This is a genomic window from Pseudomonas sp. RW409, from assembly GCF_003184125.1.
GTDB lineage: Bacteria > Pseudomonadota > Gammaproteobacteria > Pseudomonadales > Pseudomonadaceae > Aquipseudomonas > Aquipseudomonas chlororaphis_I.
In genome coordinates, this window is the sequence record NZ_QHHP01000042.1 from 454340 (window position 1) to 480830 (window position 26491).

A 26491-nucleotide genomic window follows, 5' to 3' on the forward strand; every position below is an offset into this window, starting at 1 on the left:
GATCGGCGGCGTAGCCGACGCAAATCCTGCCAACGCGTTTCTCCAGGCAGATCGCGGACCCAGGCTTTGCGATTGCTACGCAATCGATCGCAGCCTCTCAGGCTCGGCAGCGGCTACAGTGGGTTTGATTTGAATTTTGTGCAGGTTCATCCATGACGACGCAACAGCTTTTCCTCGGCATCGACTGCGGCACCCAGGGCACCAAAGCCATCGTTCTCGACGCCGCCAGCGGCGAAGTGCTGGGCCTGGGCGCGGCGCCCCACAGCCTGATCAGCGGCGCCAATGGCCGCCGCGAACAGGACGTCGGGCAATGGCGCGAGGCGTTTGCCCTGGCCACCCGCCGGGCGTTATTGGCGGCGGGTGTCAGCGGCCTGGACATCCTCGGCATCGGCGTGTCCGGCCAGCAGCACGGCCTGGTCCTGCTCGACCAACAGGGCCAGGTACTGCGCCCGGCCAAGCTCTGGTGCGACACTGAATCCACCCTGCAGAACCAGCGCCTGCTGGATTACCTGGGCGGCGAACAAGGCTCCCTGGAGCGCCTCGGCGTGGCGATTGCCCCCGGCTACACGGTGTCGAAACTGCTGTGGACCCGGGAGCAACACCCGCAGATCTTCCAGCGCATCGCCCATGTGCTGCTGCCCCACGACTACCTGAACTTCTGGCTGACCGGTCGCTGCTGCAGCGAATACGGCGATGCCTCGGGCACCGGCTATTTCAATGTGCGCACCCGGCAATGGGACCTGGCGCTGCTCCGGCACATCGACCCCGACGGCCGCCTGGAAGCTGCCTTGCCGGAACTGCTCGAAGCCCACCAGCCAGTGGGCACCCTGCTGCCGGAGATCGCCCGGCAACTGGGCCTCAACCCGCGGGCGCTGGTGTCCAGCGGTGGCGGCGACAACATGCTGGGGGCCATCGGCACCGGCAATATCCAGCCCGGGGCGATCACCATGAGCCTGGGGTCCTCGGGCACCCTGTATGCCTACGCCGAGCAACCGCGGGTCAGCGCGGACGCCGCGGTGGCGACCTTCTGTTCCTCCAGCGGCGGCTGGCTGCCGCTGATCTGCACCATGAACCTGACCAATGCCACAAGCGCGGTGCGCGAGTTGTTCGAGCTGGATATCGACGCCTTCAACCAACGGGTGGCGCAGGCGCCGATCGGCGCCGAGGGCGTGTGCATGCTGCCGTTCCTCAACGGCGAGCGGGTCCCCGCCCTGCCCCATGCCAGCGGCAGCCTGCTGGGCCTGACCGCCAACAACCTGACCCGGGCCAACCTGTGCCGCGCGGCGGTCGAAGGCACCACCTTCGGCCTGCGCTACGGCCTGGACCTGCTGCGCCACAACGGCCTGCAAAGCCAGAGCATCCGCCTGATCGGCGGCGGTTCGAAAAGCCCGCTGTGGCGGCAGATGGTCGCCGATATCATGCACACCCCGGTGGTCTGCACCGAGCAGAGCGAAGCGGCGGCCCTGGGCGCGGCGATCCAGGCGGCCTGGTGCCAGTCGCACCACAGTGGCCAGGCGCAGAGCCTGGCGCAGCTGTGCCAGCGCTGCGTGAGGCTCGATGCAAGCAGCGAAACCTTGCCGATAGCGGCCAATGTCGCGGCCTACCAGCAAGCCTATGAAGGCTACCAACAGCATGTGGCAACCCTTTTGAAGAGCGAATGACTATGTACCTGGTCTGTGGTGAAGCACTGTTCGATTTTTTCAGCCAAGACGATGCCAGCGGTCGGGCATCGCGGGTCAACTTCCAGGCAATCGCCGGCGGTTCGCCCTTCAATGTCGCGGTGGGTTTGCGCCGCCTGGGGGTGGACGCGGCGCTGTTCGCCGGGCTGTCCACCGACTACCTCGGCCGGCGCCTGTTACAGGTGCTGCGCGACGAAGGCGTGGGCGAAGACTACTTGCTGCACGTCCAGGCACCGACCACCCTGGCGATGGTCGCGGTGGGCGCCGATGGCTCGCCGCAATACAGCTTCCGTGGCGAAGGCTGCGCCGACCGCCAGTTGCAACTGGCCGATTTGCCGCCGCTCGACAGTCGGGTGCGCGGCCTGCACATCGGTTCGTTTTCCCTGGTGGTGCAACCGATCGCCGACACCCTGCTGGCACTGGTGCGCCGCGAGCGTGGCCAGCGCCTGATCAGCCTCGACCCCAACGTGCGCCTCAACCCGGCCCCGGACATCCAGCTGTGGCGCCAGCGCATCGACACCCTGGTCCGGCTGGCCGACCTGATCAAGGTCAGCGACGAGGATTTGCACCTGCTCTACCCCGACCAGGACCCGCAGCACGTGATCGAAGGCTGGCTGCAGCATCACTGCCAGCTGGTGTTCCTGACCCGCGGCGCAGAGGGCGCGACGGTGTTCAGTCGGGCACATGGCCGCTGGTCGGCGCCGGCCATGCCGATTAAGATGGCCGACACCGTGGGCGCCGGCGACACCTTCCAGGCCGCTCTGATTGCCTGGCTGACCGAACGACAGCTGGATTCGTTGGAGGGTGTGGCGGGCTTGAGCCGGGACCAGATCGACCAGATGCTCAGGTTCGCCATCCGCGCCGCGGCGCTGACCTGTGGCAAGACCGGACCGGACCTGCCCTATCGCCACCAACTGAACTGATCGCAGGAGCGCCACGCGGCGCTCCCATCGACCCGAATAGAGCCTTGCCTTTGACCCGCTTCGCCTATGCCGCCGTAGTCCTCCCCTTCATCCTGACCGGTTGCGCGACCTCGCCGCCGGCCAACCCCAACGACATCTGCGAGATCTTTCGCGAGAAAAGCGACTGGTACAAGGCGGCCAAGGCCACCGAAGAGAAATGGGGGGTGCCGATCCAGGTGCCGCTGTCGATCATCTACCAGGAATCGAGCTTCAAGCAGGACGCCTTGCCGCCCCGCAAATACCTGTTGTGGGTGATTCCCTGGGGCCGGGTGACCTCGGCGGCCGGCTACCCGCAGGCCAAGGACGAAGTCTGGGGCGACTACCAGCGCAAGGGCGACAACTACTGGGCCAGCCGCACCAACTTCGCCGACGCCACCGACTTTATCGGCTGGTACATGGACCAGACCACGCGGGTCAACGGCGTGACCAAGCAGGACGCCTACCGCCAGTACCTGAACTACCACGAAGGCTGGGGCGGCTACCGCCGGCAGACCTATGCGGCCAAGCCCTGGCTGCAGACCGTGGCGATGAAGGTGCAAAGCCGTTCCAGCCTGTACGGCCAGCAGTACGCCGGTTGCCGGGAAGAGCTGAACCGCGGCTTCTGGAGCCGCTTCTGGAATTGGTTGTAAGCGCCTGACGCGGATCTCCCCGCCTCCTTCGCGCTCCGTAGCCGCTGCCGAGCACCGCGAGGCTGCGACCGGCTGCAACGCAGCCGCTAAACCAGTGCACGCGGTGTACCTGATGCAACGCGGTTACCGGTTTTGCGACGGCTGCGCCGCCGATCGCAGCCTCGCAGGCTCGGCAGCGGCTACAAGACACCGCGATCCCCTGTAGCCGCTGGCGCAGCCTGCGACCGGCTGCAACGCAGCCGCTAAACCATCGCACGCGCTGCACCTGATGCAACGCGGTTACCGGGTTTGCGACGGCTGCGCCGCCGATCGCAGCCTCGCAGGCTCGGCAGCGGCTACACAGCCACCACGGCCCCTGTAGCCGCTGCCGAAGGCTGCGACCGGCTGCAACGCAGCCGCTAAACCAGTGCACACGGTGTACCTGATGCAACGCGGTTACCGGGTTTGCGACGGCTGCGCCGCCGATCGCAGCCTCGCAGGCTCGGCAGCGGCTACAAGACACCGCGATCCCCTGTAGCCGCTGGCGAAGGCTGCGACCGGCTGCAACGCAGCCGCCCAACCAGCGCACGCGGTGTACCTGATGCAACGCGGTTACCGGGTTTGCGACGGCTGCGCCGCCGATCGCAGCCTCGCAGGCTCGGCAGCGGCTACACAGCCACCACAAACCCTGTAGCCGCTGCCGAAGGCTGCGATCGGCTGCGAAGCAGCCGCCCAACCAGCGCACGCGGTGGACCTGATGCAACGCGGTTACCGGTTTTGCGACGGCTGCGCCGCCGATCGCAGCCTCGCAGGCTCGGCAGCGGCTACAAGACACCGCGATCCCCTGTAGCCGCTGCCGAAGGCTGCGATCGGCTGCGCAGCAGCCGCAAGGCCTGCCGACGCGTTTATCCAGGCAGCTCGCGGATTCAGCTTCCGGCAGCGCCGTCAGAGGATCGAGAAGTTGTAGCTGACGATCAGCCGCGTCTCGTCCACGTCCCGGGCGTATTTCTCGTAGTTGCTGCGGTAGGTGGCGTTACGCAGGCGCAGGCTGACGTCCTTGAAGGTGCCGCTCTGCACCACGTACTTGAGTTCGCTGTCGCGTTCCCATTCGCGACCTTCCTGGTCGCTGCCCGGGACCTTGATATGGTCGCCGCTGACATAGCGGGTCAGGAAGCTCAGGCCGTTGATGCCGATGGCCTTGAAGTCGTAGTCATAGCGCAGCTGCCAGGAACGCTCCTGGGCGGCGGCGAAGTCGTTGACCTGCACGTAGTTGACCAGGTACGGGTTGCTGCCATCGAGGTACGGCATCGAGTTGTCGCCGTTCATGCGCTGCCAGCCGGCGCTGAAGGTGTGGCCGTCGATGGCATAGCCGAGCATGCCGCTCAGGGCGCGGTTGTCGATGGAACCGGCGCGCTCGGCGCCGCTGTCGGCACTCTTGAGCAGGCGCAGGTCGGCCTTCAATACGCCCGGGCCCAGCGGCTGGTTGGCCAGCAGGCCGATGAAGTGCTGGCGGTAGATGTCTGCAAGCTCCCCGTAGTGGTACTGGCCGGTCAGACGGTCGTTGAACTTGTAGTCGATGCCGTACATGTCGAAATGGTCGGCGGTGACGTTGCAGGCGTACCGCTTGTTCTTGCAGTGCACGCGGATGTCCTGGGCGTCCGTGGAATCCCGGGCGGTGTAGCGGTCCAGGCGCGCGGCCATGAACGTCAGGTCCTTGATCTCCTTGGAGGTGAGCATGGCGCCATTGAACATGGTCGGCAGCAGGCGCCCGTCGTTGTACTTGAGCAGCGGCAGGTCCGGCAGCAGCGCGCCGTACTTGAGCACGCTCTGCGACACGCGCACCTTGGCCGTCAGGCCGAGCTTGGCGTACTGGTCCTTGGAGCCCCGCGGGTCCTGGCCGCTGGACGGCAGCAGGCCGCTGTTGCTGCGGTCGGGGCTGGAATCGAGCTTGAAGCCGAGCATGCCCAGCGCGTCGATACCAAAACCGACGGTGCCTTCGGTGTAGCCCGATTGCAGGTTGAGAATGAAGCCCTGGGCCGCCTCTTCGCGCTTGGAAGCGCCCTGATCGTTGCTGGTATGACCGTCGCGGAAGTCACGGTTGAAGTAGAGGGTGCGCGACTCGAGCTTGGCGCTGCTGTCTTCGAAGAAGCCCGCGGCCTCGGCCTGGGCGGTAAAACCCGCGCACAGGCAAAGGGCGCCGAGGCCCACCGTTGGATAACGCAGCGGTCGGAATGAGTGCAGCAAAGGGAAAGGGGGACGCATGAAAAGCTCCAGCAGTGCATCGGTAACGCGGATGAAAGAAAGGCAATAGCAATCCATCTGGCGAATCATTTCTGGCCAGGTGAATTGATCAAATCAATGTTGACCCGCAATGATGGCAGATGGCTTTGACGGGCTACACTCGACTTTAGTCTGAAGCTGCTACAGCCTTTGGCACTTCCCGCGCTCTTCCAGCGCACTGCCCCGCCTGCGATAAAGCGATCATTTCCAACACTTTTTTCCGTCGTGGAGGCCCTTGACCGAGGCGCCATTCATTGGGCGATTCCAGAAGTTTTGGATCCAAGCAAGCGTCCGCCGACGATAAAAACGCTGTTTTTTTCACTCAAAAAACTACCGTTCGTCGGCTTTATTTGCCCTTACGAGTTTTGTATCAAGGAATTGACACAATGCTTTCACCACCCTTTCAGACTAACTATCTATTTGATTTTAAAAACAATTAATTAATTTATAAAAGGATCCAAAACGCCATCGTCATTTATACAACACGGCAAAACGCCAATTAACCGTCTCCATGCTGTGGTAGTGTCAAAAAAAGAACGCGAAAAGGACTTGCACCTATTCAGTTCTTTAAGAAGTGGGCAGAAAAAACTCACTCATTACCCATCACGGATGAGGTTCCTCCCTTGGATGTCAGCGTTTTTGGTACCGGCTACGTCGGCCTGGTACAAGCAGTCGCCCTGGCCGACGTCGGCCACAACGTGGTCTGTGTCGACATCGACGGCCAGAAAGTCGCCCAATTGCAGCGCGCCATCGCGCCCATTCACGAGCCGGGGCTGACGACGCTGATCGAAGACAATCTGAAAGCCGGCCGCCTGTCCTTCACCACCCAGGCCCAGGACGCGGTGAACCATGGCGAGCTGATGTTCATCGCGGTCGGCACCCCGTCCAACGAAGACGGCTCCGCCGATCTCGACCATGTGATTGCCGTCGCCCGCGACATCGCCCGCCTGATGCACAGCGACAAGACCCTGGTGATCAAATCCACGGTGCCGGTGGGCACCGCCGACCTGGTGCTGGAAACCGTCATCGAGCAGCTCACCGACCTGGGCAAGTCCGAGCTCAAGGTGCATGTGGTGTCCAACCCCGAGTTCCTCAAGGAAGGCAGCGCGGTGGCCGACTGCATGCGTCCGGACCGGATCATCGTCGGCTGCGCCCATGACAAGCCGCGCCAGCAGTTGAGCGAGCTGTACGCGCCGTTCAATCACAACCGCGACCGCCTGATGTTCATGGATAACCGCAGCGCCGAGCTGGTGAAGTACGCCGCCAACGCGATGCTCGCCACGCGCATCAGCTTCATGAACGAAATGGCCAACCTGGCCGAGCGCCTGGACGTCGACATCAGCGCCGTGCGCAAGGGCATCGGCGCCGACCCGCGGATCGGCTACCACTTCATCTACCCGGGCGCCGGCTTTGGCGGCTCGTGTTTCCCCAAGGACCTCAAGGCGCTGATCCACACCGCCGAGAGCCATGGCCTGGAGCCGCACATGCTCAAGACCGTGCGCGACGTCAATGAGCAGCAGCGCCACGTGCTGTTCCGCAAGCTCAAGGCGCATCTGGGCGACGACCTGCGCGGCAAGGTCATCGCCCTCTGGGGGCTGGCCTTCAAGCCCAACACCGACGACATGCGCGAAGCCACCAGCCGCTACCTGATGGAAGCGCTGTGGGAGGCCGGCGCCACGGTGCATGCCTACGACCCGGAAGCCATGACCGAATGCCGGCGCCTGTACGGCTACCGCCCCGACCTGCAGCTGTGCGCGACCCGCGACGACACCCTGCAATGCGCCGATGCGCTGGTGATCTGCACCGAGTGGAAGGCCTTTCGCGTGGTGGATTTCAACCAGCTGCGCGAGCGTCTCAAGGCACGGCTGATCGTCGACGGGCGCAACCTCTACAACCCGCAACAGGCGGCGGATGCCGGCCTGCATTACCTGAGCATCGGACTACCCTATCGTCTACCGGGGGCGCTCTACGCATGAATATCCTGATCACCGGGGCCGCCGGTTTCATCGGCGCCCATACCGCACTGCGTTTGCTCAAGGATGGGCATCAGGTCACCGGGCTGGATAATTTCAACGACTACTACGACCCGCAACTCAAGCGCGACCGGGTGCGCTGGGTCGAGCAACAGGTGGGCGCCTTCCCGCTGTACTGCCTGGACCTGAGCGATGCCGACGCCCTCGACCGGCTGTTCGCCCAGGTCCGCCCGCAGGTGGTGATCAACCTGGCGGCCCAGGCCGGGGTGCGTTATTCCCTGGAAAACCCCAAGGCCTACCTGGACAGCAACCTCGGCGGCTTTCTCAACCTGCTGGAAATGTGCCGGCGCTACCCGGTCGAGCACCTGATCTACGCCTCGTCCAGCTCGGTGTACGGCGCCAACCATCACACGCCGTACAAGGTCAGCGACAACGTCGACCATCCGCTGTCGCTGTACGCCGCGAGCAAGAAGGCCAACGAGCTGATGGCCCACAGCTACAGCCACCTGTTCGACGTGCCGGCCACCGGCCTGCGCTTCTTTACCGTGTACGGCCCCTGGGGCCGCCCGGACATGTCGCCGATCCTGTTCGCCCAGGCCATCAGCGAAGGCCGGCCGCTGAAGCTGTTCAACTACGGCATGCACCAGCGCGACTTCACCTACATCGACGACATAGTCGAATCCCTGGTGCGCCTGCTGGCCAAACCGCCGGTGCGCGACCCGCTGTGGAACCGCGACCAGCCCGACCCGGCCACCAGCATGGCGCCCTGGCGCCTGTTCAATATCGGCGGGCAGCGCCCGGTGGAACTCAAGGACTACGTCGCCACCCTGGAGCAACTGCTCGGGCGCAAGGCGCTGGTCGAGTACCTGCCGCTGCAACCCGGCGATGTGCTGAACACCTGCGCCGATGCCAGCGCCCTGGAGAACGTCACCGGTTTCGGCCCGCAGGTGCCCCTGGCCGAAGGCCTGGGACGCTTCGTCGACTGGTTCCAGAGCTACTACCGGCCGCCACGGGACTGACGAATCACACCGAGCTGCACCGGCGAACCCGCTCGCCGCTTCTACCCACTGCCTATGGAAATACCCCGATGGACATGGAGAGACCATTCTCATCGCCCGCGCCTTCTGTTCCCGATAAGCCGACGCCGGCTGCCGGCCCCGTCCATATCGACCGGCGCAACGACCCGTTCCGGCGCAAGGTCGAGGCCGCCGTCGAGCTGCAACGCCGTGGCTGGCTGACCGGTCGCCGCGGCGGCTGCCCCTGGACCCTGTCCCTGAGCAAGCGCCTGACCTCGACCCTGCTGGCCGCGCTGATCCTGCTGCTGATCGCGCCGCTGCTGCTGGCGATCGCCCTGCTGATCAAGCTGACCAGCCCCGGCCCGGTGTTTTTCGTGCAGCTGCGTACCGGCTTTCGTGGCCGGCGTTTCGGCATGTACAAGTTCCGCACCATGGTGGTCAACGCCGAATCCCTGAAGGACTCGGTGCGCCACCTGAACAAGCACGGCCCGGACTCGGTGGACTTCAAGATCGACCGCGACCCGCGGATCACCGGAATCGGCGGCTTCCTGCGGCGCACCAGCCTCGACGAACTGCCGAACCTGATCAATGTGCTGCTCGGCCAGATGCGCATCGTCGGCCCGCGGCCGACCTCGTTCCACGCCCAGACCTACAAGGAACATCACCTCGGCCGCCTGAGCATCTACCCCGGCATCACCGGCCTGTGGCAGGTGTCCGGGCGCAGCGATGTGGATTTCGACGGCCGGGTGACCCTGGACATGACCTACATCTTTCAGCAAAGCCCCTGGCTGGACCTGAAGATCCTGCTCAAAACCCCTCTCAAAGTCCTCAACGGCCACGGAGCAAGTTGAAATGGCGGCTGCAACCTTTGCCAGTCTGGACATCCAGACCCCCACCGAAAGCAACCTGGCCGTGACCGTACTCGACCAGCAACTGCGGGTGATCCTGCTTACCGCGCCGAATCGCAACAGCGGCGTGACCACCAGCAGCCTGGCCCTGGCCAACGAGCTGGCGCGCACCAGCCGCGGACGGGTGCTGCTGCTGGACACCAGCCTCGCCGACGACAGCCTGACCCAGCGCCTGGGCCTGGAACAGAACCCGGGCTTCCTCGACCTGGTGCTGGCCGAACAGCCGCCGAGCCTGGCGTCCTGCATCGAGCATCCCGGCGCCCCGGGCTTCGACTTCCTGCCCCTGGGGCGTCGCCAGCAGTACGGCGAACGCCTGACCAGCCAGCCGCTGCGGGAACTGTTCGCCGCGCTCAACGAGGTGTACCGCTTCGTGATCGTCGACGGCGACCCGGTGTACAGCAACGGCGACCTCCTCACCCTGAGTACCCAGGTCGATGGCGTGGTGCTGGTGGTGCGCAGCGAGGAAACCCGCTGGGAAGTGGCCCAGGCCGCGGCGCAACGGCTGGTCCAGGCCGAGGCGAAACTGATCGGCAGCGTGTTCAACGCGCGCAAGTACTACATGCCCAAATGGGTCTACGACCGTCTCTGACCGGCACAAGGAAAGTCTGCACATGAAACCTCAAGCGCTCCCCCTTTGCCTGTTGCTGGCCGCCCTCGCCGGCTGTTCCAGCCCCGACGTCGAGCAAATGCCGGTGCAGGTCCTCAGCGCCGACGCCGGCCAGGGCCAGATGACCGAAGTGTTGCCGGTGGAGCAGGTCCTGCGTCCCCAGGACGTGCTCGACGTGATCTTCCACATCGGCAGCACCAGCCAGACCCGCTATCGGGTGCAGCCGGGCGACCAGGTCGACGTCTCGTTCCTCAGCGCCGCCGAGCTGGGCGGCAACAAGCTGGTATTGCCCGACGGCAGCATCGAGATGCCCTACGTCGGCAACGTGCAGGTCGCCGGGCTGACCGCCGAAGAGGCGCGCCGGACCCTGGAAAGCGCCTATGCGCGGGTGCTGAAGAAACCCCAGGTGACCTTTTCGATTTCCCACGCCATGGCTCAGCTGGACAACCTGCGCACCAGCCTGACCAACCCGGCCACGGGCCTGAGCCGCGAGATCACCGTCGGCTCGGACGGGCGCGCCAGCTTCCCGTTGCTCGGCGCCATGTCCTTGCAGGGCATGACCCTCAGCCAGCTGCAGAAGACCATCAACCAGCGCTACGCCAAGGAAGTCGGCCAGGTCAGCGCCGACGTGCTGCTCAAGTCGACGGCGGCCAACGAAGTGTTCGTGCTCGGTGAAGTCGGCCAGCCCGGTGCCTACCCGATCCGCCGCCCGGTGTCGGTGCTCGAGGCCCTGACCCTGGCCAAGGGCGCCGGCCCCACCGCGCGCCTGGACTCGGTGGTGATCATGCGCCGCACCGGCAACCAGGTGCAGGCCCGCACCTACGACGTCGCCGCCGCCCTGGACCGCAACGCCGCGCAGTTCGCCTACCTGCAGCCGGACGACCTGCTCTATGTGCCCAAGACCCGCCTGGCCAAGGCCGGCGCGTTCAGCAAGCAACTGGCGGACATCATCATGTTCCAGGGCGTCGGCTTCAGCTTCGGCTACCGCGTCGACAACAAAGAATCGGACAACAATTGAGCCTTCCCGCGATGAACAGAATCGAAAACTACCTGCACGAGTTCCTCCTCGTGTTCTTCGTCAATCGCCGGCTGATCAAACGTGTGTTCCTCGGCTTCGCCGTGATCGCCCTGCTGTTGCCGCTGGTGCTGCGCCAGAGCTACGAGATCACCGCCGAAGTCATAGTGCAGTCGAAGAAGCTGTCGCAGAGCGACGCCAATACCGTGCTCACCCCGGACAGCGACAAGTTCATCCCGCCGTCCCTGGCGGACATGGAAACCGAGAGCAATATCCTGCGCTCGCCGACGCTGATCCGCGAAACCATCGGCCAGTTGCGCGAGGCCGGCGAGTTCGGCGACGGCGAGGGCCTGCTCGCCCGGCTGCTCTTCAATCCGCTGCGCGATCATGTGACCACCCCGCTGCGCTCAGCCCTGGGCCTGAAGATCGAACCGGTGCGCGACACCGCCCTCGACTCCATGACCAACCAGGCGGTCAAGGACCTGAAGATCGCCACCCTGCCCGGCTCCAACGTGATCTCGGTGGTCTACGCCAGCGCCGACCCGACCCAGGGCACGCGTTTCGTCGAGCGCCTGCTGGCCAACTACCTGAAGAACCGCCAGGACCTGCAATCCAACGAGCTGCCGCAGGCCTTCTTCGAGCAGAAGAAAGTCCAGTACCAGGAGCGCCTGGACGACCTCGAAGGCTTGCGCCAGGCCCTGCTGGAGGCGGCCCATGCCTCCGATCCCAAGGAAGAGATCACCTTCCGCCTGAACGCGATCAACACCGAGGAGCAGTCGCTCAACGGCTACCGCGACCAGGCCCTGGAGAACCAGCGCCGCCTGGACTACCTGCAAAACAACCTGAAGGCCGCGCGCAAGGGCAGCCTGACCGACTACACCTTCCCCTTCGCCTTCGCCAACACCGTGGACAACGTGGCCTACGAGGACCGCGAGATCAAACAGCTGGGCGAGCAGTTGACCAACCTGGTGAGCCAATACGGCACCACCTCCGACACCTACCGCGCCGACAGCGTGCCGATGCAGCAACAGCGCGAGCAGATCGTCCGCGCCCGCGCGCAGTTCCTCAAGGTAGTGGAAAACCGCGTGCGCGAGCGCACCAGCGACCTGCAGATCACCAACTCGGTGATCGCCCAGAAGACCGCGCGGATCAACGAATACAAGACCCGCGTGCGCGACCTGCAGGAAGTACTGAGCAAGCTGCGCCAGCTCGACACCGAGATCGACGCCCTGCACAAGGCCTTCTTCACCTACACCCAGCGCTACGAAGAAAGCCGCGGCGAGCGCCTGATCAATGGCGAGCTGTCCAACGCCCGGGTGCTCAGCCAGCCTTATGAACCCAGCGAGGCAGCGTTCCCCAAACCGATGCTGATCATCCCCCTGGGCCTGCTTACCGGCCTGCTGCTGGCGATTGCCCTGGGCTACGTCTACGAGTTCTTCGATCACCGCTTCAAGCATCCGGCCCAGGTCGGCGACCACCTGAACCTGCCGGTGCTGATGGTGCTCGACGCGGTGCAGGCGCCGGTGGTCAATCCCTACCCGCGTTGGACCTGGCAGTGGCTCTGGCACTGGGCCAAGCAGTGAACCGCACGGAACGCGAGAGGCTCATGGCCGACCTGCCGATTGTCCATGTGATCCACAGCGGCGGCTTCTATGGCGCCGAACGCATGCTGCTGGATCATTGCCGGGGCATGCCCGGGCAGCATCGGGTGCTGTTCATCGACGCGCCGCCGGCCCTGCTCGAGCGTTTTCGCGCGGGCGGCGTCGAGTGCCACAGTTGCAGCGGACTGCGGGCCATGCTCAGCCACCTGGGCCAACAGCCGGTGCTGCTCAATGCCCACAACTTCAAGGCCCAGCTGTTTGCCCTGCTGTGCGCCTGGCGCCTGGGCCTGCCGCTGGTATGGACCCAGCACGGGTTCACTCCGCGCAGCGCCAAACAGAAGTTCTACACCTGGCTCAGCCTGCGCCTGTGCCGCCGGCGCACGGTGCGCCGGGTGGCCTGCGTGGCGCAGAGCATCGCCCGCTTGCATCGCCAGGCCGGGGTCGAGGCGGAGAAACTGCAGGTGATCCCCAATGGTCTGCCCGAGCAGTGCATCCCCGACCAGAACCTGCGCGACCGCAATGCGCCGCTGGTGGGCTTCGTCGGCCGCCTGAGCCAGGAAAAAGGCCCGGACCTGTTTCTCGACGCGCTGATCCCGCTGTGCCAGCAACGCCCGGCGCTGAAGGTGGTGCTGCTCGGCGACGGGCCCTTGAGCGAGATGCTGCGCCAGCGCATCCAGGACGCCGGCCTGGCGTTGCAGATCCTGATGCCGGGCTACCAGAACAACATGAGCAAATGGATGCACCGCCTCAGCGTGCTGGTGCTCAGCTCGCGCACCGAAGGCACGCCGATGATCCTGCTCGAAGCCATGCAGGCCGGCACGCCGATCGCCGCCTTTGCTGTCGGCGGCATTCCCGATGTGATCGAACACAGCGTCAGCGGCCTGCTCGCCCGGCCGCTGGACAGCATTGAGCTGGCCGGGCATATCGCCGAATTGCTGGACGACCCCGACCTGGGTGAACGCCTGAGCCTGGCGGCGCGCCAGCGGCAACGCCGCGACTATCACCTGCCGCGCCTGGCCCTGCGCTGGCAGGCCCTGTACCGCGCGACCAGCGAGGCCTGGAACCGATGATCGCCTCCCTTTCCCTGGGCGCCCTGCTGGGGCTGGCCTGCCTGCTGCTGCTCGCCAGCCCCTGGCCCTACCTGGCGCCGCTGGTGGTGGTCGGGATGTTCGGCCTGGCGCTGCTGTACCGCCGCACCGGCTGGGGCCTGCTGGGCATCTGCGCGCTGGTGCCGTTCGAAGGCCTGTTCAAGGACAGCTCTTTTTCCGCGGCCAAGCTGCTGGGGGCCTCGCTGATCCTGATCCTGCTGTTCAAGCTGCTGATGCGCCAGATCGGCGAGACGCGGCTGCGCAGCAACCTGTGGCGGGCGCTGCTGCCGTTCCTGCTGTGCCTGCTGCTGAGCCTGATGTACAGCGAGAACCTCGACGTATCCCTGGGCAGCCTGCGGGAACTGGCGGTGGGCCTGGTGCTGTTTTTCGTGACCCTGCTGATCGGCCGCGAGGTCAACCTGCTGATGCTCTGCCGCCTGTTGGCGCTGAGTGTGGCCGCCACCTGCGTGATCGCCCTGTTCTCGGCCAAGTACCAGGTCGGCGGCCGGGCCATCGGCCTGCTGCAGGACGCCAACTACTTCGCCCTGCTGATCGCCATGGCGGTGCCGCCGGCGATCCTCCTGGCCCTGCGCGACCCACACTGGCCACTGCGGCTGTTCTGGGCCGGGGTGACCCTGACGCTGATGGCCGGCATGACCAAGACCGACTCGCGCTCCGGGCTGCTGGTCGTGCTGTTCACCATCGCCATCGGCGCCTGGCACTACCGCCATCGGCTGCAACGGCTGCGGCCCAAGCACCTGGGGTTCGTCATGTTCGCCGTGGCAATCGTCGTGCCCCTGGGCATCGCCGCGCTGCCGGCGGACTACGTGGCGCGGATCCAGTCCCTGAGCCTGCTCAAGTCCGGCGCCCACTCCGCCGACACCTCCCTGGGCCGACGTACCTCGTACCTGGTGGTCGGCGGGCAGATGATCCGCGAGAACCCGCTGCTCGGCTCGGGCCTGGGCACCTTCCCGATCCATTACGCGCAGACCGGTTTTGCCAGCGGCTTCTCGGAGAACATGAACGAGCCGGACCTCTACCGGCGCGCCCACAACACTTACCTGGAACTGTTCAGCGAACTGGGGATTCCCGGCGGCCTGAGCTTTGTCGCCCTATTGCTGATGGGCCTGCGCAACTTCGAGCGGGCGCGGGTCGCATGGCTGAGCAAGGGCCGGCAGGACCAGGCCGACATCGCCACCCACCTGGGCCTAAGCCTGCTGGCCCTGGCGGTGTTCCTGCTGTTCCTCAGCGCACCGAACCACAAATACCTGTGGATCTTCCTGGCCCTGTCCAGCGTCCTGCGCCGCCAGGCCGAAGCCCCGGAGAGCCGCCCATGACGATGTACTCACCCCCTGTAGCCGCTGGCGCAGCCTGCGATCGGCTGCGCAGCAGCCGCAAGGCCTGCCAACGCGTTTCTCCAGACAGTTCGCGGACTCAGGCTTTGCGGTCGCTGCGCAACCGATCGCAGCCTCGCGGGCTCGGCAGCGGCTACACGGCCACCGCGAACCCTGTGGCCGCTGCCGAAGGCTGCGATCGGCTGCGCAGCAGCCGCAAGGCCTGCCGATGCGTTTCTCCAGGCAGGTCGCGGACTCAGGATTTGCGCTTGCTCCGCAATCGATCGCAGCCTCGCGAGCTCGGCAGCGGCTACACGGCCACCGCGAACCCTGTAGCCGCTGCCGAAGGCTGCGATCGGCTGCGCAGCAGCCGCAAGGCCTGCCGATGCGTTTTTCCAGGCAGTTCGCGGACTCAGGTTTTGCGGTTGCGTTGCAACCGATCGCAGCCTCGCAGGCTCGGCAGCGGCTACACGGCCACCGCGAATCCTGTAGCCGCTGCCGAAGGCTGCGATCGGCTGCGCAGCAGCCGCAAGGGCGGCCGATGCGTTTCTCCAGGCAAATCGAGGGCTCAGGCTTTGCGATTGCTCCGCAATCGATCGCAGCCTCGCAGGCTCGGCAGCGGCTACACGGCCACCGCAAACCCTGTAGCCGCTGCCGAAGGCTGCGATCGGCTACGCAGTAGCCGTAAGGCCTGCCAACGCGTTTATCCAGGCAGACCGCGGACTCAGGCTTTGCGGTCGCTGCGCAACCGATCGCAGCCTCGCGGGCTCGGCAGCGGCTACACGGCCACCGCGAACCCTGTAGCCGCTGCCGAAGGCTGCGATCGGCTGCGCAGCAGCCGCAAGGGCGACCGATGCGTTTCTCCAGGCAAATCGAGGGCTCAGGTTTTGCGATTGCTGCGCACTCGATCGCAGCCTCGCAGGCTCGGCAGCGGCTACACGGCCACCGCGAACCCTGTAGCCGCTGCCGAAGGCTGCGATCGGCTACGCAGTAGCCGTAAGGCCTGCCAACGCGTTTATCCAGGCAGACCGCGGACTCAGGCTTTGCGGTCGCTGCGCAACCGATCGCAGCCTCGCAGGCCCGGCAGCGGCTACACGGCCACCGCAAACCCTGCAGCCGCTGGCGAAGGCTGCGATCGGCTGCGCAGCAGCCGCAAGGGCGACCGATGCGTTTCTCCAGGCAAATCGAGGGCTCAGGTTTTGCGATTGCTGCGCAGCCGATCGCAGCCTCGCGGGCTCGGCAGCGGCTACACAGGCCATGCGCTGCGGCAGCAGCTACCGGTCAGGAACAAGGAAAGCCGAGCATGAAACGGATCAGCGTGATCGTGCCGATGTACAACGAGGCGCGGCATATCGTGCGCACCCTGGACAGCGTCAGCAGCGCCGCCGCGGTGGCGGGGCTCGAATGCGAGCTGATCGTGGTCGACAACGGCTCGCGCGACAACGGTCCGCGACTGGCCATGGACCAGGGCGCGCGGGTGCTGCATTACCCCGGGCTGTCCATCGGCGCCCTGCGCAATCGCGGCGCGGCCTGTGCGACCGGCGACTGGCTGGCCTTCCTCGATGCCGACATCGAGGTGCCGCTGAACTGGCTGCTGCTGTGGAAATCCGCCGAGGCCAGCCAGCGCGCCGATGTCTTCGCCCTGGACTGCGATGCACCGCGCAGCGCGCCCTGGTTCGCCCGCGCCTGGCAGCGCCGCAGCCTGTCCGGCAACCAGCAGGAACGCCTGCTGCAATGGCTGCCCACCCCCAACCTGTGCATGGCCCGGGTCTGGTTCAACCGCATCGGCGGTTTCGACGAGGGTCTGCGCACCGGCGAGGACAAGGATTTCGGCCTGCGCCTGAACCGTGCCGGCGCCCGCCAGCTGAGCCTGGCCACACCCGTGGTGCAGCACTGGGGCTTCGAGGGCAGCTGGCGCGAATGGAGCGGCAAGGAGTTCTGGCGCCAGAGCAGCCATGTGCAGCTGTTGCGCAATGGCGGGCTGAGCCCGCGGCTGTTGCGTTTCCCCCTGCTGTGCCTGGCCACCGCCCTGCTCAGCCTGCTGGCCGTGCTCTGCCTGCTCGGCGGGCAATGGCCGGCGGCGCTGCTGGCCCTGCTCGGCAGCGCCCTGGCGCCCCTGGGCCTGGCCCTACGCCAGAGCTACCGGCACCGCGACCCACTGTTTTTCCTGCAACTCTGGCTGCTGCACTGGCTGCGCCTGCACCTGGGCGCCGCTGCCCTGCTGCAGGGCCTTTTCAACCGTACTGCCGTGAGGCCCGATCGTGGCTAAGACACTCTTCTGGTTATGCCTGCTGTTGCCGGTCTACGCCTGGATCGGTTACCCGCTGATCCTGGCGCTGATCAGCCTGTTTATCCGCAAGCCCCGGGTCGAGCCGGGGCCGCCCTTGTCGGTCAGCGTGATCATCGCCGCGCACAACGAAAGCCGGCACATCGAGCACAAGCTGCGCACCCTGCTGGCCCAGGACTACCCGACCACCGACCTGCAGATCATCCTCGCCAGCGACGGCTCGACCGACGCCACCGTGGCCACCGCGCTGGCGATCCACGACCAGCGGGTGCTGGTGCTCGACCTGCCGCGAGTAGGCAAGGCCGGAGCGCTGAATGCCGCGGTGGAACTGGCGCGCAACGAGATCCTGGTGTTCACCGACGCCGACAACCAATGGTCCGGCGACACCCTCGGCAAGCTGCTCGCCCCCTTCGCCGATCCGGAAGTCGGGGCCTGCGGCGGGCATATGATCATCCCCACCCCCGGCCACGCCCTGAGCCTGGGTGACAGCCTTTACCGCCACTACGAAGCCTGGCTGCGCGAGGCGGAAAACCGCACCGGCTGCATGGTCTCGGCGGACGGCGCGCTGCTGGCCCTGCGCCGCGAACTGTTCGAGCGGGTGCCGGCCGAGGTCAACGACGACTTCTTTATCAGCACCTGCGCCCCAGTCGCGGGCAAACGCATCGTCTACGTCGAGGAGGCCCAGGTGCTGGACCAGGGCGTGGATGAAGTCGGCAAGCAATACCGCCGACGCCTGCGGGTCACGGTCGGCGGCCTGCAAAGCCTGGCCCAGCGCCGTGGCCTGATGAATCCCTGGCGCCACGGCTTCTACGCGATCGCGCTGATCAGCCACAAACTGATCCGCCGCCTGGCGCCGGTGCTGTTGATCCCGCTGCTGCTCAGCAACCTGTGGCTGTGGAACGCCGGGGCCTTCTACAGCCTGTGCCTGATCGCCCAGCTGTGCGGTTATGGCGCCGGTATGCTTGGCCTGCTCGATCAGCGCGGGCGCTTGCCCAAACCCTTTCGCCTGGCCGGTTTCGTCCTGGTGACCCTGGCCGGCATGAGCATGGGCCTCTGGCAATTTCTCCGCGGGCAGCGCTACAGCCTGTGGAACCCGCAGCAGAACCGCTGACATGACACTCAGACAACACTTCAAGCGCCTGGCCGGCAGCGCCTACCTCAATAGCTTCGGGCGCACGCGCCTGAGCGAAGCCGGCGTGGTACTGATGCTGCACCGGGTGCTGGCGGACGAACACGCAGCGAACCTGCCCCATCGCGGGCCGCTGTGTGTCGGCCGCAACAGTTTCGAGCACCTGCTGCGCTGGCTGCGCCGGCATTTCGACTGCGTGCCGCTGGAGCACCTGCTGCTGTACCCCGGCGGCGATCGCCCACGGCTGGCCCTGACCTTCGACGACGGCTGGCGCGACAACGCCGAGCAGGCCTATCCACTGCTGGAACGTCATGAAGTACCGGCGAGCATCTTTCTCTCCACCGACTTTATCGGCACTGGCAAGGCGTTCTGGTGGGAAGCCATCGGCGAGACCCTGTGGCGCCAACCCGAGAGCATCGCCGGCCGGCAATTGCAGGAGCAACTGCGGGTACTGGGCGTGGTGCTGCCGGCCAGCCTCAGACAACCCGGCGCCGACGAGGCCCGCAGCCGTGACCTCGGGCTGTTGCTGCAACGCCTGAAAACCCTGGCCCCGGACAGCCTGCAATTGCTGGCCGACAGCTGCCCGCGAGACACCGCGCCCCACAGCCTGGACTGGAGCCAGGTCAAGCGCCTGGAACGTTCCGGGCTGGTGCGCTTCGGACCCCATGGCGCCAGCCACGGCATCCTCACCCAATTCGACAACGCGGCCCTGAAGGACGACCTGGCACGCTCCCATGCTTGCGTGCAGCACCATTGCGCCGCGCCGCTGCCGATCTATTGCTACCCCAATGGCGACCATGACCCGAGCGTGCGCCAGGCCGTCGCCGACCTCGGCTACCGCTATGCCCTGGGCACCGCCCCGGGGCTGATCGAACCCTCGCGCAACGAACCCCTGGCCCTGCCGCGCATCGACGTCAGCCAGGCCAGCGCCCGCTGCCCGTCGCTGCTGGCCTGGCGCCTGCTGAAAGGGGCGCGGGCATGAAGCGCAACGGCTATGTCTGGCACCTGCTGCTGAGCATGGGCACGCGGCTGGCGATGATCGCCATTCGCCTGCTGCGCAACGTGCTGCTGGCGCGCCTGCTGGGCCCGGCGGATCGCGGCCTGTTCGCCCTGCTCAGCGCCCTGCCCGACCTGATCGCCGCCCTCACCAGCGGCGGCCTGAACACCGCGGTGGGTTATGAAGCGGCGCGCCAGCGACCGATGGGCCTGCTGCTGACGCAGATCCTGGTCTACGGCTGCCTGCTGGCCGGGACCCTGACCGTGATCGGCCTGCTGCTGATGAACAGCCTGGGCCAGGACTGGTCGATCACCACCCAGCTCGGCCCCTTCGCCTGGCTGTTGCTGCTAGCGGTGCCGCTGACCGTGCTCAAGAGCGGCCTGCTGACCCTGCACAACGCTGACGGTCGGGTCGGCGCGTTCAATGGCCTGCGTCTGCTGGAATCCCTGGTGCCCTTGCTGCTGTTTGTCGTGCTCTGGTGGCTGTGGCGCGACCAGGCCCTGTCGGCGGCGCTGGCCGGCTGGCTCGGTGGCACCCTGCTGGTGGTACTGGCGGGCTGGTACTGGCTGGGGCGTTATCACCGGTTGCGGCTGCGCTGGCAGCCGGGCGAGCAAGGCAAGCTGCTGCGCTACAGCGCCCAGAGCCACCCCGGCGTGCTCTCGCAGCAATTGATGCTGCGCTGCGACTACCTGTTTATCGGCGCCCTGCTCGACCCGGTCGCCCTGGGCCTGTACGCCATGGCCAGCGCCGCCGCGGAACTGCTGCTGATCATTCCCGAGGCGGTGACCACGCCGCTGATGAAGCGCCTGCTGCAACAGGGCGAAGGCATCGAACGCCTGACCCCGCTGGCCCTGCGCATCACTGCCACGGTGATGCTTGGCGCCTGCCTGGGCATGGCGCTGGTCGGCCACTGGCTGATCATCAGCCTGTTCGGCGAGGCCTACGGCCCGGCCTATCCGGCCCTGCTGGCGTTGCTGCCGGGGCTGTTCGGCCTGTGCTACGCGAGCATCCTGCGCCTGGACCTGCTGGGCAAGCAGCGCCCCGGCGCGCTGTCGTGGCTGCTGGGCGGCGGCGCGCTGCTCAACCTGCTGCTCAACGCCGTGCTGATCCCGACCCTGGGCATAGTCGGCGCCGGCCTGGCCTCGTCCCTGGCCTATCTGGCGGTGAGCCTGGCAATGCTGGTGATGTACTGCCGCCTGAGCGGCGTGGCCTGGTACCGCACCCTGCTCCTGCTGCCCGAAGATCTGATGCAACTGCGCGCGCTGTTGCGCCCTCGGGAGGCGGCATGCTGAAGACCGCTTTCTACACATTCCTGGCCCTGCTCAGTCTGGCCCCGGGCGCCCAGGCCGAATCCATGCAGTGGTCGAGCATCCGCGACGGCAGCCTGTACCTGCGCGCCGCCCAGCCGGACCGGCTGAAGATCGGCTGGAGCCCGGCCTGGCAGAGCGACGCCAATCGCGAGCAGCTGTACCTGCTGCAGCCCGGCGGCCAGCTGTTCAAGCAACTGGAGATCCGCGCCGACCAGGCCTATGGCGAGCAGGACATCGAGCTGCCAGCGGCCGCGGGCGACTATCGCCTGCAGATTCCCGGCTACAGCTTTCGCGGATTCACCGTCAGCCACCGCGGTAGCACGGCGGCGCAATTCGAGCCGACCAAGGTGCATTTCAGCGCCGAAGTGCACAGCGGCGCCGAGCTGTACTTCCGGGTGGCGGCCGGCGAGCAGGCGATACTGGCCGGCAAATATTACGGCGGCGTCAGCGTCTTGCAGGCCAGCCGCCTGAGCGATGGCGCCAAGGTTCGCCTGGAACTGAAAGAACATCCGGCCTACGGGCAATTCGACCAGGTGGCGCTGCCGCCGGCCGAACAGGACGAAGTCTGGCGCCTGGCCCTGGGCGGCTCCGGCAAGGCGGCGTTCTGGCTGGACGGCACGGCCAATCTGTTTGCCCAGGAGGTCCAGCAACTGCACCCGCTGGACCAGCCCCGGGGCGAGGCCCACCTGCAGTTGAAAGCCCAGATCCTGGGGACCACGCCGCGCCTGGGCATCGCCCTGCCCTATGCCCAGCCGCCGCAGTCCACCTTCGGCCTGTTGCAGGCGATTGGCGCCCGCGCGGCCAACTTCTACAGCTTCGTCGATGTGATCGAGCAGGAGCCCGAGCGGGAAATCGGCTTTCGCCGGCTGTACCGCGAGCGCTTCGGGATCGACCGCGACATCACCCTGCTGGCCGGCACCGGGCGCCGCGCCGTGCTCGCGGCGGACGCCCAGAGTTTCGCCGGCCTCGACGCCTGGCTGGCCGACAGCGTGCGCCTGGCCGGCAACGGCCTGCATTACCTGGCTTTCGCCGACGAGCCCAACCTCAACTACCCGGACTACAGCAGCTACGCCCTGTACTTCGAGCAGATGCTGGCCCGGACCAAGGCCAACCCCGAGGCCCGCGCGGCCGGGGTGCGGATCGCCATGCCGGCCAGTTCGCGGCTGCTCGACGGGCCGTTCCGGGTCGGCGCCGGGCAACGCCGCGGCATCGACTGGGCGCGCAAGCTGCTGGAGCGGCACGGTCAGGACATCGACGCCCTGGCCTGGCACGAATGGATGGTCCGCGACCTGCTCGCCACCCGCCGCTACCGCGACAGCGTGCGCGCCGCCGCCGAGCTGGTGGGCCTGGATGCCGCGGGCCGGCCGCGCAAGGCCCTGCTGCTGAGCCAGACCAATATCTCCAGCGGCCGCGATCTGAGCCCCTATCAGCAGGACACCCATTACGCCGGCCTGTGGTGGGCCTCGGTGGTGATCAACGCCTCGGCGGACGGCCTGCTGGACATGCTCAACTGGTTCCAGGCCGCCGACGAGCCGGACTACCCCAAGGGCATGCTCGCGCAACGCAGCGCCAACCAGTTCAGCCTCAAGCCGGTGGCCGTGGCCCAGCAGTTCATTGCCCGGCACTGGCTGGCCCATGTGCAAGCCCTGGACAACCCGGCCTTCGAGGTCGATGCCCTGGCCATGAGCGAGGCCGGCCGCCACAGCCTGCTGGGGGTGAACAAGGCGTCGCGGGTGCAGGCGGTGAGCCTCGACGGCCCCGGCGACCTGTGCCAGGCCGCGCCGCTCAAGCTGAGCCTGCTCGGCCCCGACGACCAGCCTCGCGACGCGGCCGTTGAATGCCGCGATGGCCGGGTGCACTTCGAGCTGCCCGGCGAAACCCTGTTTGCCCTGACCTGGAAAGCCTTATGAGCCGATTGAGCGCATTGCTGGAAAAAATCCGCCGCAAGGGCCTGCGCGACAGCCTGCGGGTCCTGCGCGAGCGCTACTTCTATTACCACTGGGAACTGCTCAGCGTCGAACGCTCCCTGGCGCTGCCGGTGCCCTGCCCGGTCACCACGCGGCGCTGGCCCCAGGTGCCAATCGACCGCGCGCTGCTGCCGGCCTTCGAGAAATACTTTTCCGCACAGTTGCCGGCGATCCGCGGCCTGCTGGACAAGGGCTGTCGCGGCTACGCCCACCTCGACGCCGACGGCAACGTGATGCTGATGATCTGGATCAACGAGCGCGACTACTACGACGATCAGCTGTACCGCTGCTGGATCCGCATCCCGCCGGGCTGCATCTATCAGTTCGCCGGCGAGTGCGCCCTGCCTTACCGCGGTACCGGGGTGGTGGTGCTGGCGCAGAAACTGATCTGGGAGCACTACCGCGAACGCGGCTTCAAGGCCACCCGGGCGGTGGTCAACGTGCGCAACGAGGCGGCGCTGAAGATGCACATGCGCATGGGTTTCACTGAGGTCGGCGAATCGATCCACGTCTATTGCCTGTTGCGTTGCCTGCATTTCCATCGGCGCGTGCCCTATCACCAGCCCCGCCTGCTGCACCTGCGCAAGTCGCGGCCGACAGCACAAGCAGGCACCTCGACCGACGCCGGTAGGGAGCCGCTGTGACGATCCGCTTCGCCTGGCGCTCCAGCCTGCTGGACGATGACTTTCCCGCCGCCGCCTTCGAGCAACTGCGCAACGCGGTCGAACTGGCCACGCCCTTCAATCGCCTGGCCTGGCTGCGCGGCGCCGAGCAAGCGCTGGACGCCGGGCAACGCCTGCGGGTGCTGCTGGGCTGGCACGGGGAACGGCTGGTGCTGTGCCTGCCGTTGCTGCATGGCCGCGAGCGCAAGGCCGGCCTGCCGTTGCAGGTGGTGCGCCACCTGGGCTTCCCCCTCAGCGACCGCCTGGCGCTGCTGGTGGCCGAGGACGCGCTGCCGGCCATGCCCCGGGCACTGGAGGAAATCCGCCGCGAGTTGCCCCATGCCCTGCTGCAATTGAGCGAACTGCTGGCGGCCGAACCCACCCTGGCGAGCTGGCGCGAGCACAGCTGGTACAGCGCCTGCGCGATCAGTTGCCGGGCGCCGGAACACCTGATCGTCGAAGCCGACCGCCAGGAAGCCCGGGACAAGAACCTGCGCTACGAGCTGCGCCGGGCGAAAAAACGCTGCGCCGAAATCGACGCCCGGGTGATCCGCGTCAGCCCCGATGGCGAGGGCATCGACGCGCTGCTGGACTTTATCGGCGCCGTGGAACAGGCCAGCTGGAAAGGCGCGGATGGCCTGGGGATCTTCTCCGGCACCCAGCGCCAGCAGTGGATGCGCAGCGCCCTGCGTGGGCTGGCCGCCGACGGCTGCGTGCGCGTGGTGCTGCTCGAACACCAGGGCCGCTGCATCAGCTATCGCCTGGGGCTGCTGGAGCGCGGGCGGCTGTACGACTACAACATCGCCTTCCTGCCGGACTACGCCAGCCTGGGCAGCGGCCGGCTGCTGCTCGACGAGTGGATCCACTGGGGCCTCGACGAAGGCTGGCAGTGGGTCGATGCCTCGCGGGTCAGCCTCAGCCGTTCCAGCCATCAATTGCACGAACGCATGAGCGGCCAGGTCGAGCACCAGCGCTGGAGCTTCTATTCGCGCCGCCCCGGCGGCCTGCTGCTGGGCCTCGCCGATCGCCTCTGGCAAGCCCTCAAACCCCATGTCAAAAACTGGCGCGAACGCCGTGCCGCCCGCCACCAGCAAGAGAGCCGACCTTGAGCGCTACTTTGAACAGCCGTTTGAACAGCACAACGACCGCGGCGAACCTGCCGGCGGTGATCGTCAATGCCGACGACTTCGGCCTCGACCCCGAGTACAACCAGCTGACCCTGCGCGCCTTCGAGCGTGGGGTGATCAGCTCCGCGACCCTGATGGCCAATATGCCGGCCTTCGAGGACGCCTGCCGGCTGGCTCGCGAGAACAGTCTGCAAGGACGCATCGGCCTGCATTTCAACCTGACCTACGGCGAGCCGCTGAGCGTGCCGATCCGCAGCCAGCGGCGGTTCTGCAACAGCAGCGGCGAGTTCGACCTCAGGCTGCCGCGCTCGGTGCTGCACCTGCCCGCCAGCACTGTGGCCGCGGTCCGGGAGGAACTCGAAGCGCAATGGCAACGCTGCGTCGACCAGGCCCTGCGCCCGAGCCATATCGACTCCCATCAGCATGTGCACAACCTGTGGCCGATCGCCCCGATCGTCGCCCGCTTCGCCGCGCAACAGGGCGTGCCGGTGCGCCTGGCGCGTAATGTCGGGGGCAATATCGGCCTGGCCAAGCGTCTGTTCAAGAACGCCCTGAACCGGCGGATCGTCCGTTTGAGCGGCGCCACGGTGGCCTTCGTCTGCACCCCGCGGGACCTGCTGCAAGGCTTCCAGCCAGCCGGTGCGCTGGAAGTGGTGGTCCATCCGACCCTGCTGGCCGACGGCGATTTCGGTGACGATTACCTGCCCGAGGGGCAGTCCCTGGACCGGTTGCTACGGGAAACCCTGAGGGGCCATCGGCATATCGCCTACAGCCAGTTGCGCTGATCCCCGTAGGGCGTTAGCCGGATCGGTTGTCAGGCCTAAGGGATAGTTGGCGCGGACATTTCTGAATGTTCCAGGGGGGCGGATGGCGGCGGCCGACCCTGCTTGAATCGACTGGCTTATTCCTGCACCATCCGCCCCCTGCTTATTCAATGGATGGATTTCACGGCATGCTGGATGCTAACGCTACCCATATTTCCCTGACGATCGAAGGCGCCTCGGTCGACCTTCAGGTCCTCAGTTTCGTTGGCCGCGAAGCCCTCAATCAACCCTTCTGCTTCGATATCGAACTGGTCAGCGCGCGTCCCGACCTCAAGCTCGAGGAGTTGCTGCACAAGCCGGCCTGCCTGACGTTCGGCAGCACAGGCAAAGGCCTGATCCATGGCCTGGTGTACCGCATCGCCCAGGGTGATTCCGGGCGCAAGCTGACCCGCTACAGCATCAGCCTGACCCCGCAGCTCAACTACCTGCGCCACAACTTCAACCAGAAGATCTACCAGCATCTGAGCGTGCCGAAGATCATCGCCCAGGTCCTCGAGGCCCGCGGCATCCTGGCCGACGCCTACAGTTTCCAGCTCGGCGCCACCTACCCGGAGCGGGTCTACTGCACCCAGTACGACGAGTCCGACCTGCACTTCATCCAGCGCCTGTGTGAAGAAGAAGGCATTCACTTCCACTTCCAGCACAGTGCCGGCGGCCACAAGCTGGTGTTCGGCGACGACCAGACGGTGTTCCGCAAGCTGACGGCGGTGAACTACCAGCAGGACTCGGGCATGGCCGCCGAACAGCCGGTGATCAAGCGCTTCAACCTGCGCCTGGAAACCCGCACCAGCCGCGTCAGCCGCCGCGATTACGACTTCGAGAAACCACGGCTGCTGCCCGAGGGCGCGGCCAAGTCCGGGGCCATGCCGGACCTGGAAGACTACGACTACCCCGGCCTGTTCACCCAGCAGGCCCGCGGCAAGCAACTGGCGACCCGCGCCCTGGAACGCCACCGCAGCGACTACCAGTTGGCCGAAGGCAAAGGCGACGAGCCGAGCCTGGTCAGCGGCCACTTCCTGACCCTGGCCGAACACCCGCGCAGCGAATGGAACGACCTGTGGCTGCTGCTGGAAGTGATCCACGAGGGCAAGCAGCCGCAGGTGCTGGGCGAGAACAT

The 26491-nt window shown here is 66.5% G+C and carries 21 protein-coding genes; 20 read left to right on the forward strand and 1 reads right to left on the reverse strand.

Going from position 1 to position 26491, the window contains the following annotated elements; genetic code table 11:
• Positions 1–152 precede the first annotated feature (152 nt).
• Genes xylB through DK261_RS29035 form a run of 3 tightly spaced genes read left to right on the forward strand, consistent with a single transcriptional unit; the run spans position 153 to position 3270 of the window.
• A complete protein-coding gene (gene xylB / locus DK261_RS29025) occupies positions 153–1661 on the forward strand; it encodes a xylulokinase (protein WP_110177216.1) in 1509 nt (502 codons plus the stop codon).
• 2 nt (positions 1662–1663) lie between these two features.
• Positions 1664–2602 carry a carbohydrate kinase gene (locus tag DK261_RS29030; protein ID WP_028683912.1) on the forward strand — a complete coding sequence of 313 codons (939 nt, stop codon included), beginning with the start codon at positions 1664–1666 and terminating at the stop codon, positions 2600–2602.
• A gap of 50 nt (positions 2603–2652) precedes the next feature.
• On the forward strand, positions 2653–3270 hold the full coding sequence (locus DK261_RS29035; RefSeq protein ID WP_110177218.1) for a hypothetical protein: 618 nt from the start codon (positions 2653–2655) through the stop codon (positions 3268–3270).
• A 924-nt stretch (positions 3271–4194) separates the two neighbouring features.
• Here DK261_RS29035 and DK261_RS29040 read toward each other — a convergent pair.
• Complete coding sequence (locus tag DK261_RS29040; protein WP_028683910.1) at positions 4195–5511, reverse strand: OprD family porin; 1317 nt, start codon at positions 5509–5511, stop codon at positions 4195–4197.
• A 641-nt stretch (positions 5512–6152) separates the two neighbouring features.
• Here DK261_RS29040 and DK261_RS29045 point away from each other — a divergent pair.
• From DK261_RS29045 to tssI, 17 genes are all read left to right on the forward strand, one after another.
• Complete coding sequence (locus DK261_RS29045; protein ID WP_028683909.1) at positions 6153–7505, forward strand: UDP-glucose/GDP-mannose dehydrogenase family protein; 1353 nt, start codon at positions 6153–6155, stop codon at positions 7503–7505.
• Positions 7502–8521, forward strand: coding sequence for an NAD-dependent epimerase (locus DK261_RS29050; protein ID WP_028683908.1), 1020 nt, complete (start codon positions 7502–7504; stop codon positions 8519–8521). Before DK261_RS29045 ends, DK261_RS29050 begins: the two co-directional genes overlap by 4 nt.
• Positions 8522–8595: 74 nt before the next feature.
• Positions 8596–9369: a sugar transferase gene (locus DK261_RS29055; protein ID WP_009048936.1), complete on the forward strand. Its 774-nt coding sequence runs from the start codon at positions 8596–8598 to the stop codon at positions 9367–9369.
• A gap of 1 nt (position 9370) precedes the next feature.
• Positions 9371–10015: a CpsD/CapB family tyrosine-protein kinase gene (locus tag DK261_RS29060; RefSeq protein ID WP_028683907.1), complete on the forward strand. Its 645-nt coding sequence runs from the start codon at positions 9371–9373 to the stop codon at positions 10013–10015.
• A gap of 22 nt (positions 10016–10037) precedes the next feature.
• Complete coding sequence (locus tag DK261_RS29065; RefSeq protein WP_009048934.1) at positions 10038–11051, forward strand: polysaccharide biosynthesis/export family protein; 1014 nt, start codon at positions 10038–10040, stop codon at positions 11049–11051.
• Positions 11052–11062: 11 nt separating this feature from the next.
• Positions 11063–12631, forward strand: coding sequence for an LPS biosynthesis protein (locus DK261_RS29070; protein WP_028683906.1), 1569 nt, complete (start codon positions 11063–11065; stop codon positions 12629–12631).
• Positions 12632–12654: 23 nt separating this feature from the next.
• Positions 12655–13719 carry a glycosyltransferase family 4 protein gene (locus DK261_RS29075; RefSeq protein WP_016702143.1) on the forward strand — a complete coding sequence of 355 codons (1065 nt, stop codon included), beginning with the start codon at positions 12655–12657 and terminating at the stop codon, positions 13717–13719.
• Complete coding sequence (locus DK261_RS29080; RefSeq protein WP_028683904.1) at positions 13716–15074, forward strand: O-antigen ligase; 1359 nt, start codon at positions 13716–13718, stop codon at positions 15072–15074. Before DK261_RS29075 ends, DK261_RS29080 begins: the two co-directional genes overlap by 4 nt.
• 1300 nt (positions 15075–16374) lie before the next feature.
• Entirely contained in the window at positions 16375–17340 is a 966-nt protein-coding gene (locus DK261_RS29085) for a glycosyltransferase (protein ID WP_110177219.1), read from the forward strand.
• Complete coding sequence (locus DK261_RS29090; RefSeq protein ID WP_028683902.1) at positions 17333–18469, forward strand: glycosyltransferase; 1137 nt, start codon at positions 17333–17335, stop codon at positions 18467–18469. The genes DK261_RS29085 and DK261_RS29090 overlap by 8 nt, the downstream gene beginning before the upstream one ends.
• A gap of 1 nt (position 18470) precedes the next feature.
• Positions 18471–19469: a polysaccharide deacetylase family protein gene (locus DK261_RS29095; RefSeq protein WP_028683901.1), complete on the forward strand. Its 999-nt coding sequence runs from the start codon at positions 18471–18473 to the stop codon at positions 19467–19469.
• On the forward strand, positions 19466–20776 hold the full coding sequence (locus tag DK261_RS29100) for a lipopolysaccharide biosynthesis protein (protein WP_028683900.1): 1311 nt from the start codon (positions 19466–19468) through the stop codon (positions 20774–20776). Before DK261_RS29095 ends, DK261_RS29100 begins: the two co-directional genes overlap by 4 nt.
• Positions 20770–22704 (forward strand): hypothetical protein, encoded by a 1935-nt coding sequence (locus DK261_RS29105; RefSeq protein ID WP_110177221.1) that lies wholly within the window; start codon positions 20770–20772, stop codon positions 22702–22704. Before DK261_RS29100 ends, DK261_RS29105 begins: the two co-directional genes overlap by 7 nt.
• Positions 22701–23405: a GNAT family N-acetyltransferase gene (locus DK261_RS29110; RefSeq protein ID WP_028683898.1), complete on the forward strand. Its 705-nt coding sequence runs from the start codon at positions 22701–22703 to the stop codon at positions 23403–23405. The genes DK261_RS29105 and DK261_RS29110 overlap by 4 nt, the downstream gene beginning before the upstream one ends.
• On the forward strand, positions 23402–24532 hold the full coding sequence (locus DK261_RS29115) for a GNAT family N-acetyltransferase (RefSeq protein WP_110177222.1): 1131 nt from the start codon (positions 23402–23404) through the stop codon (positions 24530–24532). Before DK261_RS29110 ends, DK261_RS29115 begins: the two co-directional genes overlap by 4 nt.
• Positions 24533–24552: 20 nt before the next feature.
• The gene (locus DK261_RS29120; RefSeq protein WP_110177508.1) at positions 24553–25335 is read left to right on the forward strand and encodes a ChbG/HpnK family deacetylase; all 783 of its coding nucleotides are present in this window, start codon (positions 24553–24555) and stop codon (positions 25333–25335) included.
• 167 nt (positions 25336–25502) lie between these two features.
• Positions 25503–26491: type VI secretion system tip protein TssI/VgrG (tssI, locus tag DK261_RS29125; RefSeq protein ID WP_146218564.1), on the forward strand; the 989-nt coding region annotated here is incomplete at its 3' end.

What these genes read in the sequence shown, in the direction of transcription:
- xylB (WP_110177216.1), top strand. Translation starts at nt 153, where the DNA reads ATGACGACGCAACAGCTTTTCCTCGGCATCGACTGCGGCACCCAGGGC.
- DK261_RS29030 (WP_028683912.1), top strand. Translation starts at nt 1,664, where the DNA reads ATGTACCTGGTCTGTGGTGAAGCACTGTTCGATTTTTTCAGCCAAGAC.
- DK261_RS29040 (WP_028683910.1), bottom strand. Translation starts at nt 5,511, where the DNA reads ATGCGTCCCCCTTTCCCTTTGCTGCACTCATTCCGACCGCTGCGTTAT.
- DK261_RS29050 (WP_028683908.1), top strand. Translation starts at nt 7,502, where the DNA reads ATGAATATCCTGATCACCGGGGCCGCCGGTTTCATCGGCGCCCATACC.
- DK261_RS29055 (WP_009048936.1), top strand. Translation starts at nt 8,596, where the DNA reads ATGGAGAGACCATTCTCATCGCCCGCGCCTTCTGTTCCCGATAAGCCG.
- DK261_RS29060 (WP_028683907.1), top strand. Translation starts at nt 9,371, where the DNA reads ATGGCGGCTGCAACCTTTGCCAGTCTGGACATCCAGACCCCCACCGAA.
- DK261_RS29065 (WP_009048934.1), top strand. Translation starts at nt 10,038, where the DNA reads ATGAAACCTCAAGCGCTCCCCCTTTGCCTGTTGCTGGCCGCCCTCGCC.
- DK261_RS29070 (WP_028683906.1), top strand. Translation starts at nt 11,063, where the DNA reads ATGAACAGAATCGAAAACTACCTGCACGAGTTCCTCCTCGTGTTCTTC.
- DK261_RS29075 (WP_016702143.1), top strand. Translation starts at nt 12,655, where the DNA reads ATGGCCGACCTGCCGATTGTCCATGTGATCCACAGCGGCGGCTTCTAT.
- DK261_RS29080 (WP_028683904.1), top strand. Translation starts at nt 13,716, where the DNA reads ATGATCGCCTCCCTTTCCCTGGGCGCCCTGCTGGGGCTGGCCTGCCTG.
- DK261_RS29085 (WP_110177219.1), top strand. Translation starts at nt 16,375, where the DNA reads ATGAAACGGATCAGCGTGATCGTGCCGATGTACAACGAGGCGCGGCAT.
- DK261_RS29095 (WP_028683901.1), top strand. Translation starts at nt 18,471, where the DNA reads ATGACACTCAGACAACACTTCAAGCGCCTGGCCGGCAGCGCCTACCTC.
- DK261_RS29100 (WP_028683900.1), top strand. Translation starts at nt 19,466, where the DNA reads ATGAAGCGCAACGGCTATGTCTGGCACCTGCTGCTGAGCATGGGCACG.
- DK261_RS29105 (WP_110177221.1), top strand. Translation starts at nt 20,770, where the DNA reads ATGCTGAAGACCGCTTTCTACACATTCCTGGCCCTGCTCAGTCTGGCC.
- DK261_RS29110 (WP_028683898.1), top strand. Translation starts at nt 22,701, where the DNA reads ATGAGCCGATTGAGCGCATTGCTGGAAAAAATCCGCCGCAAGGGCCTG.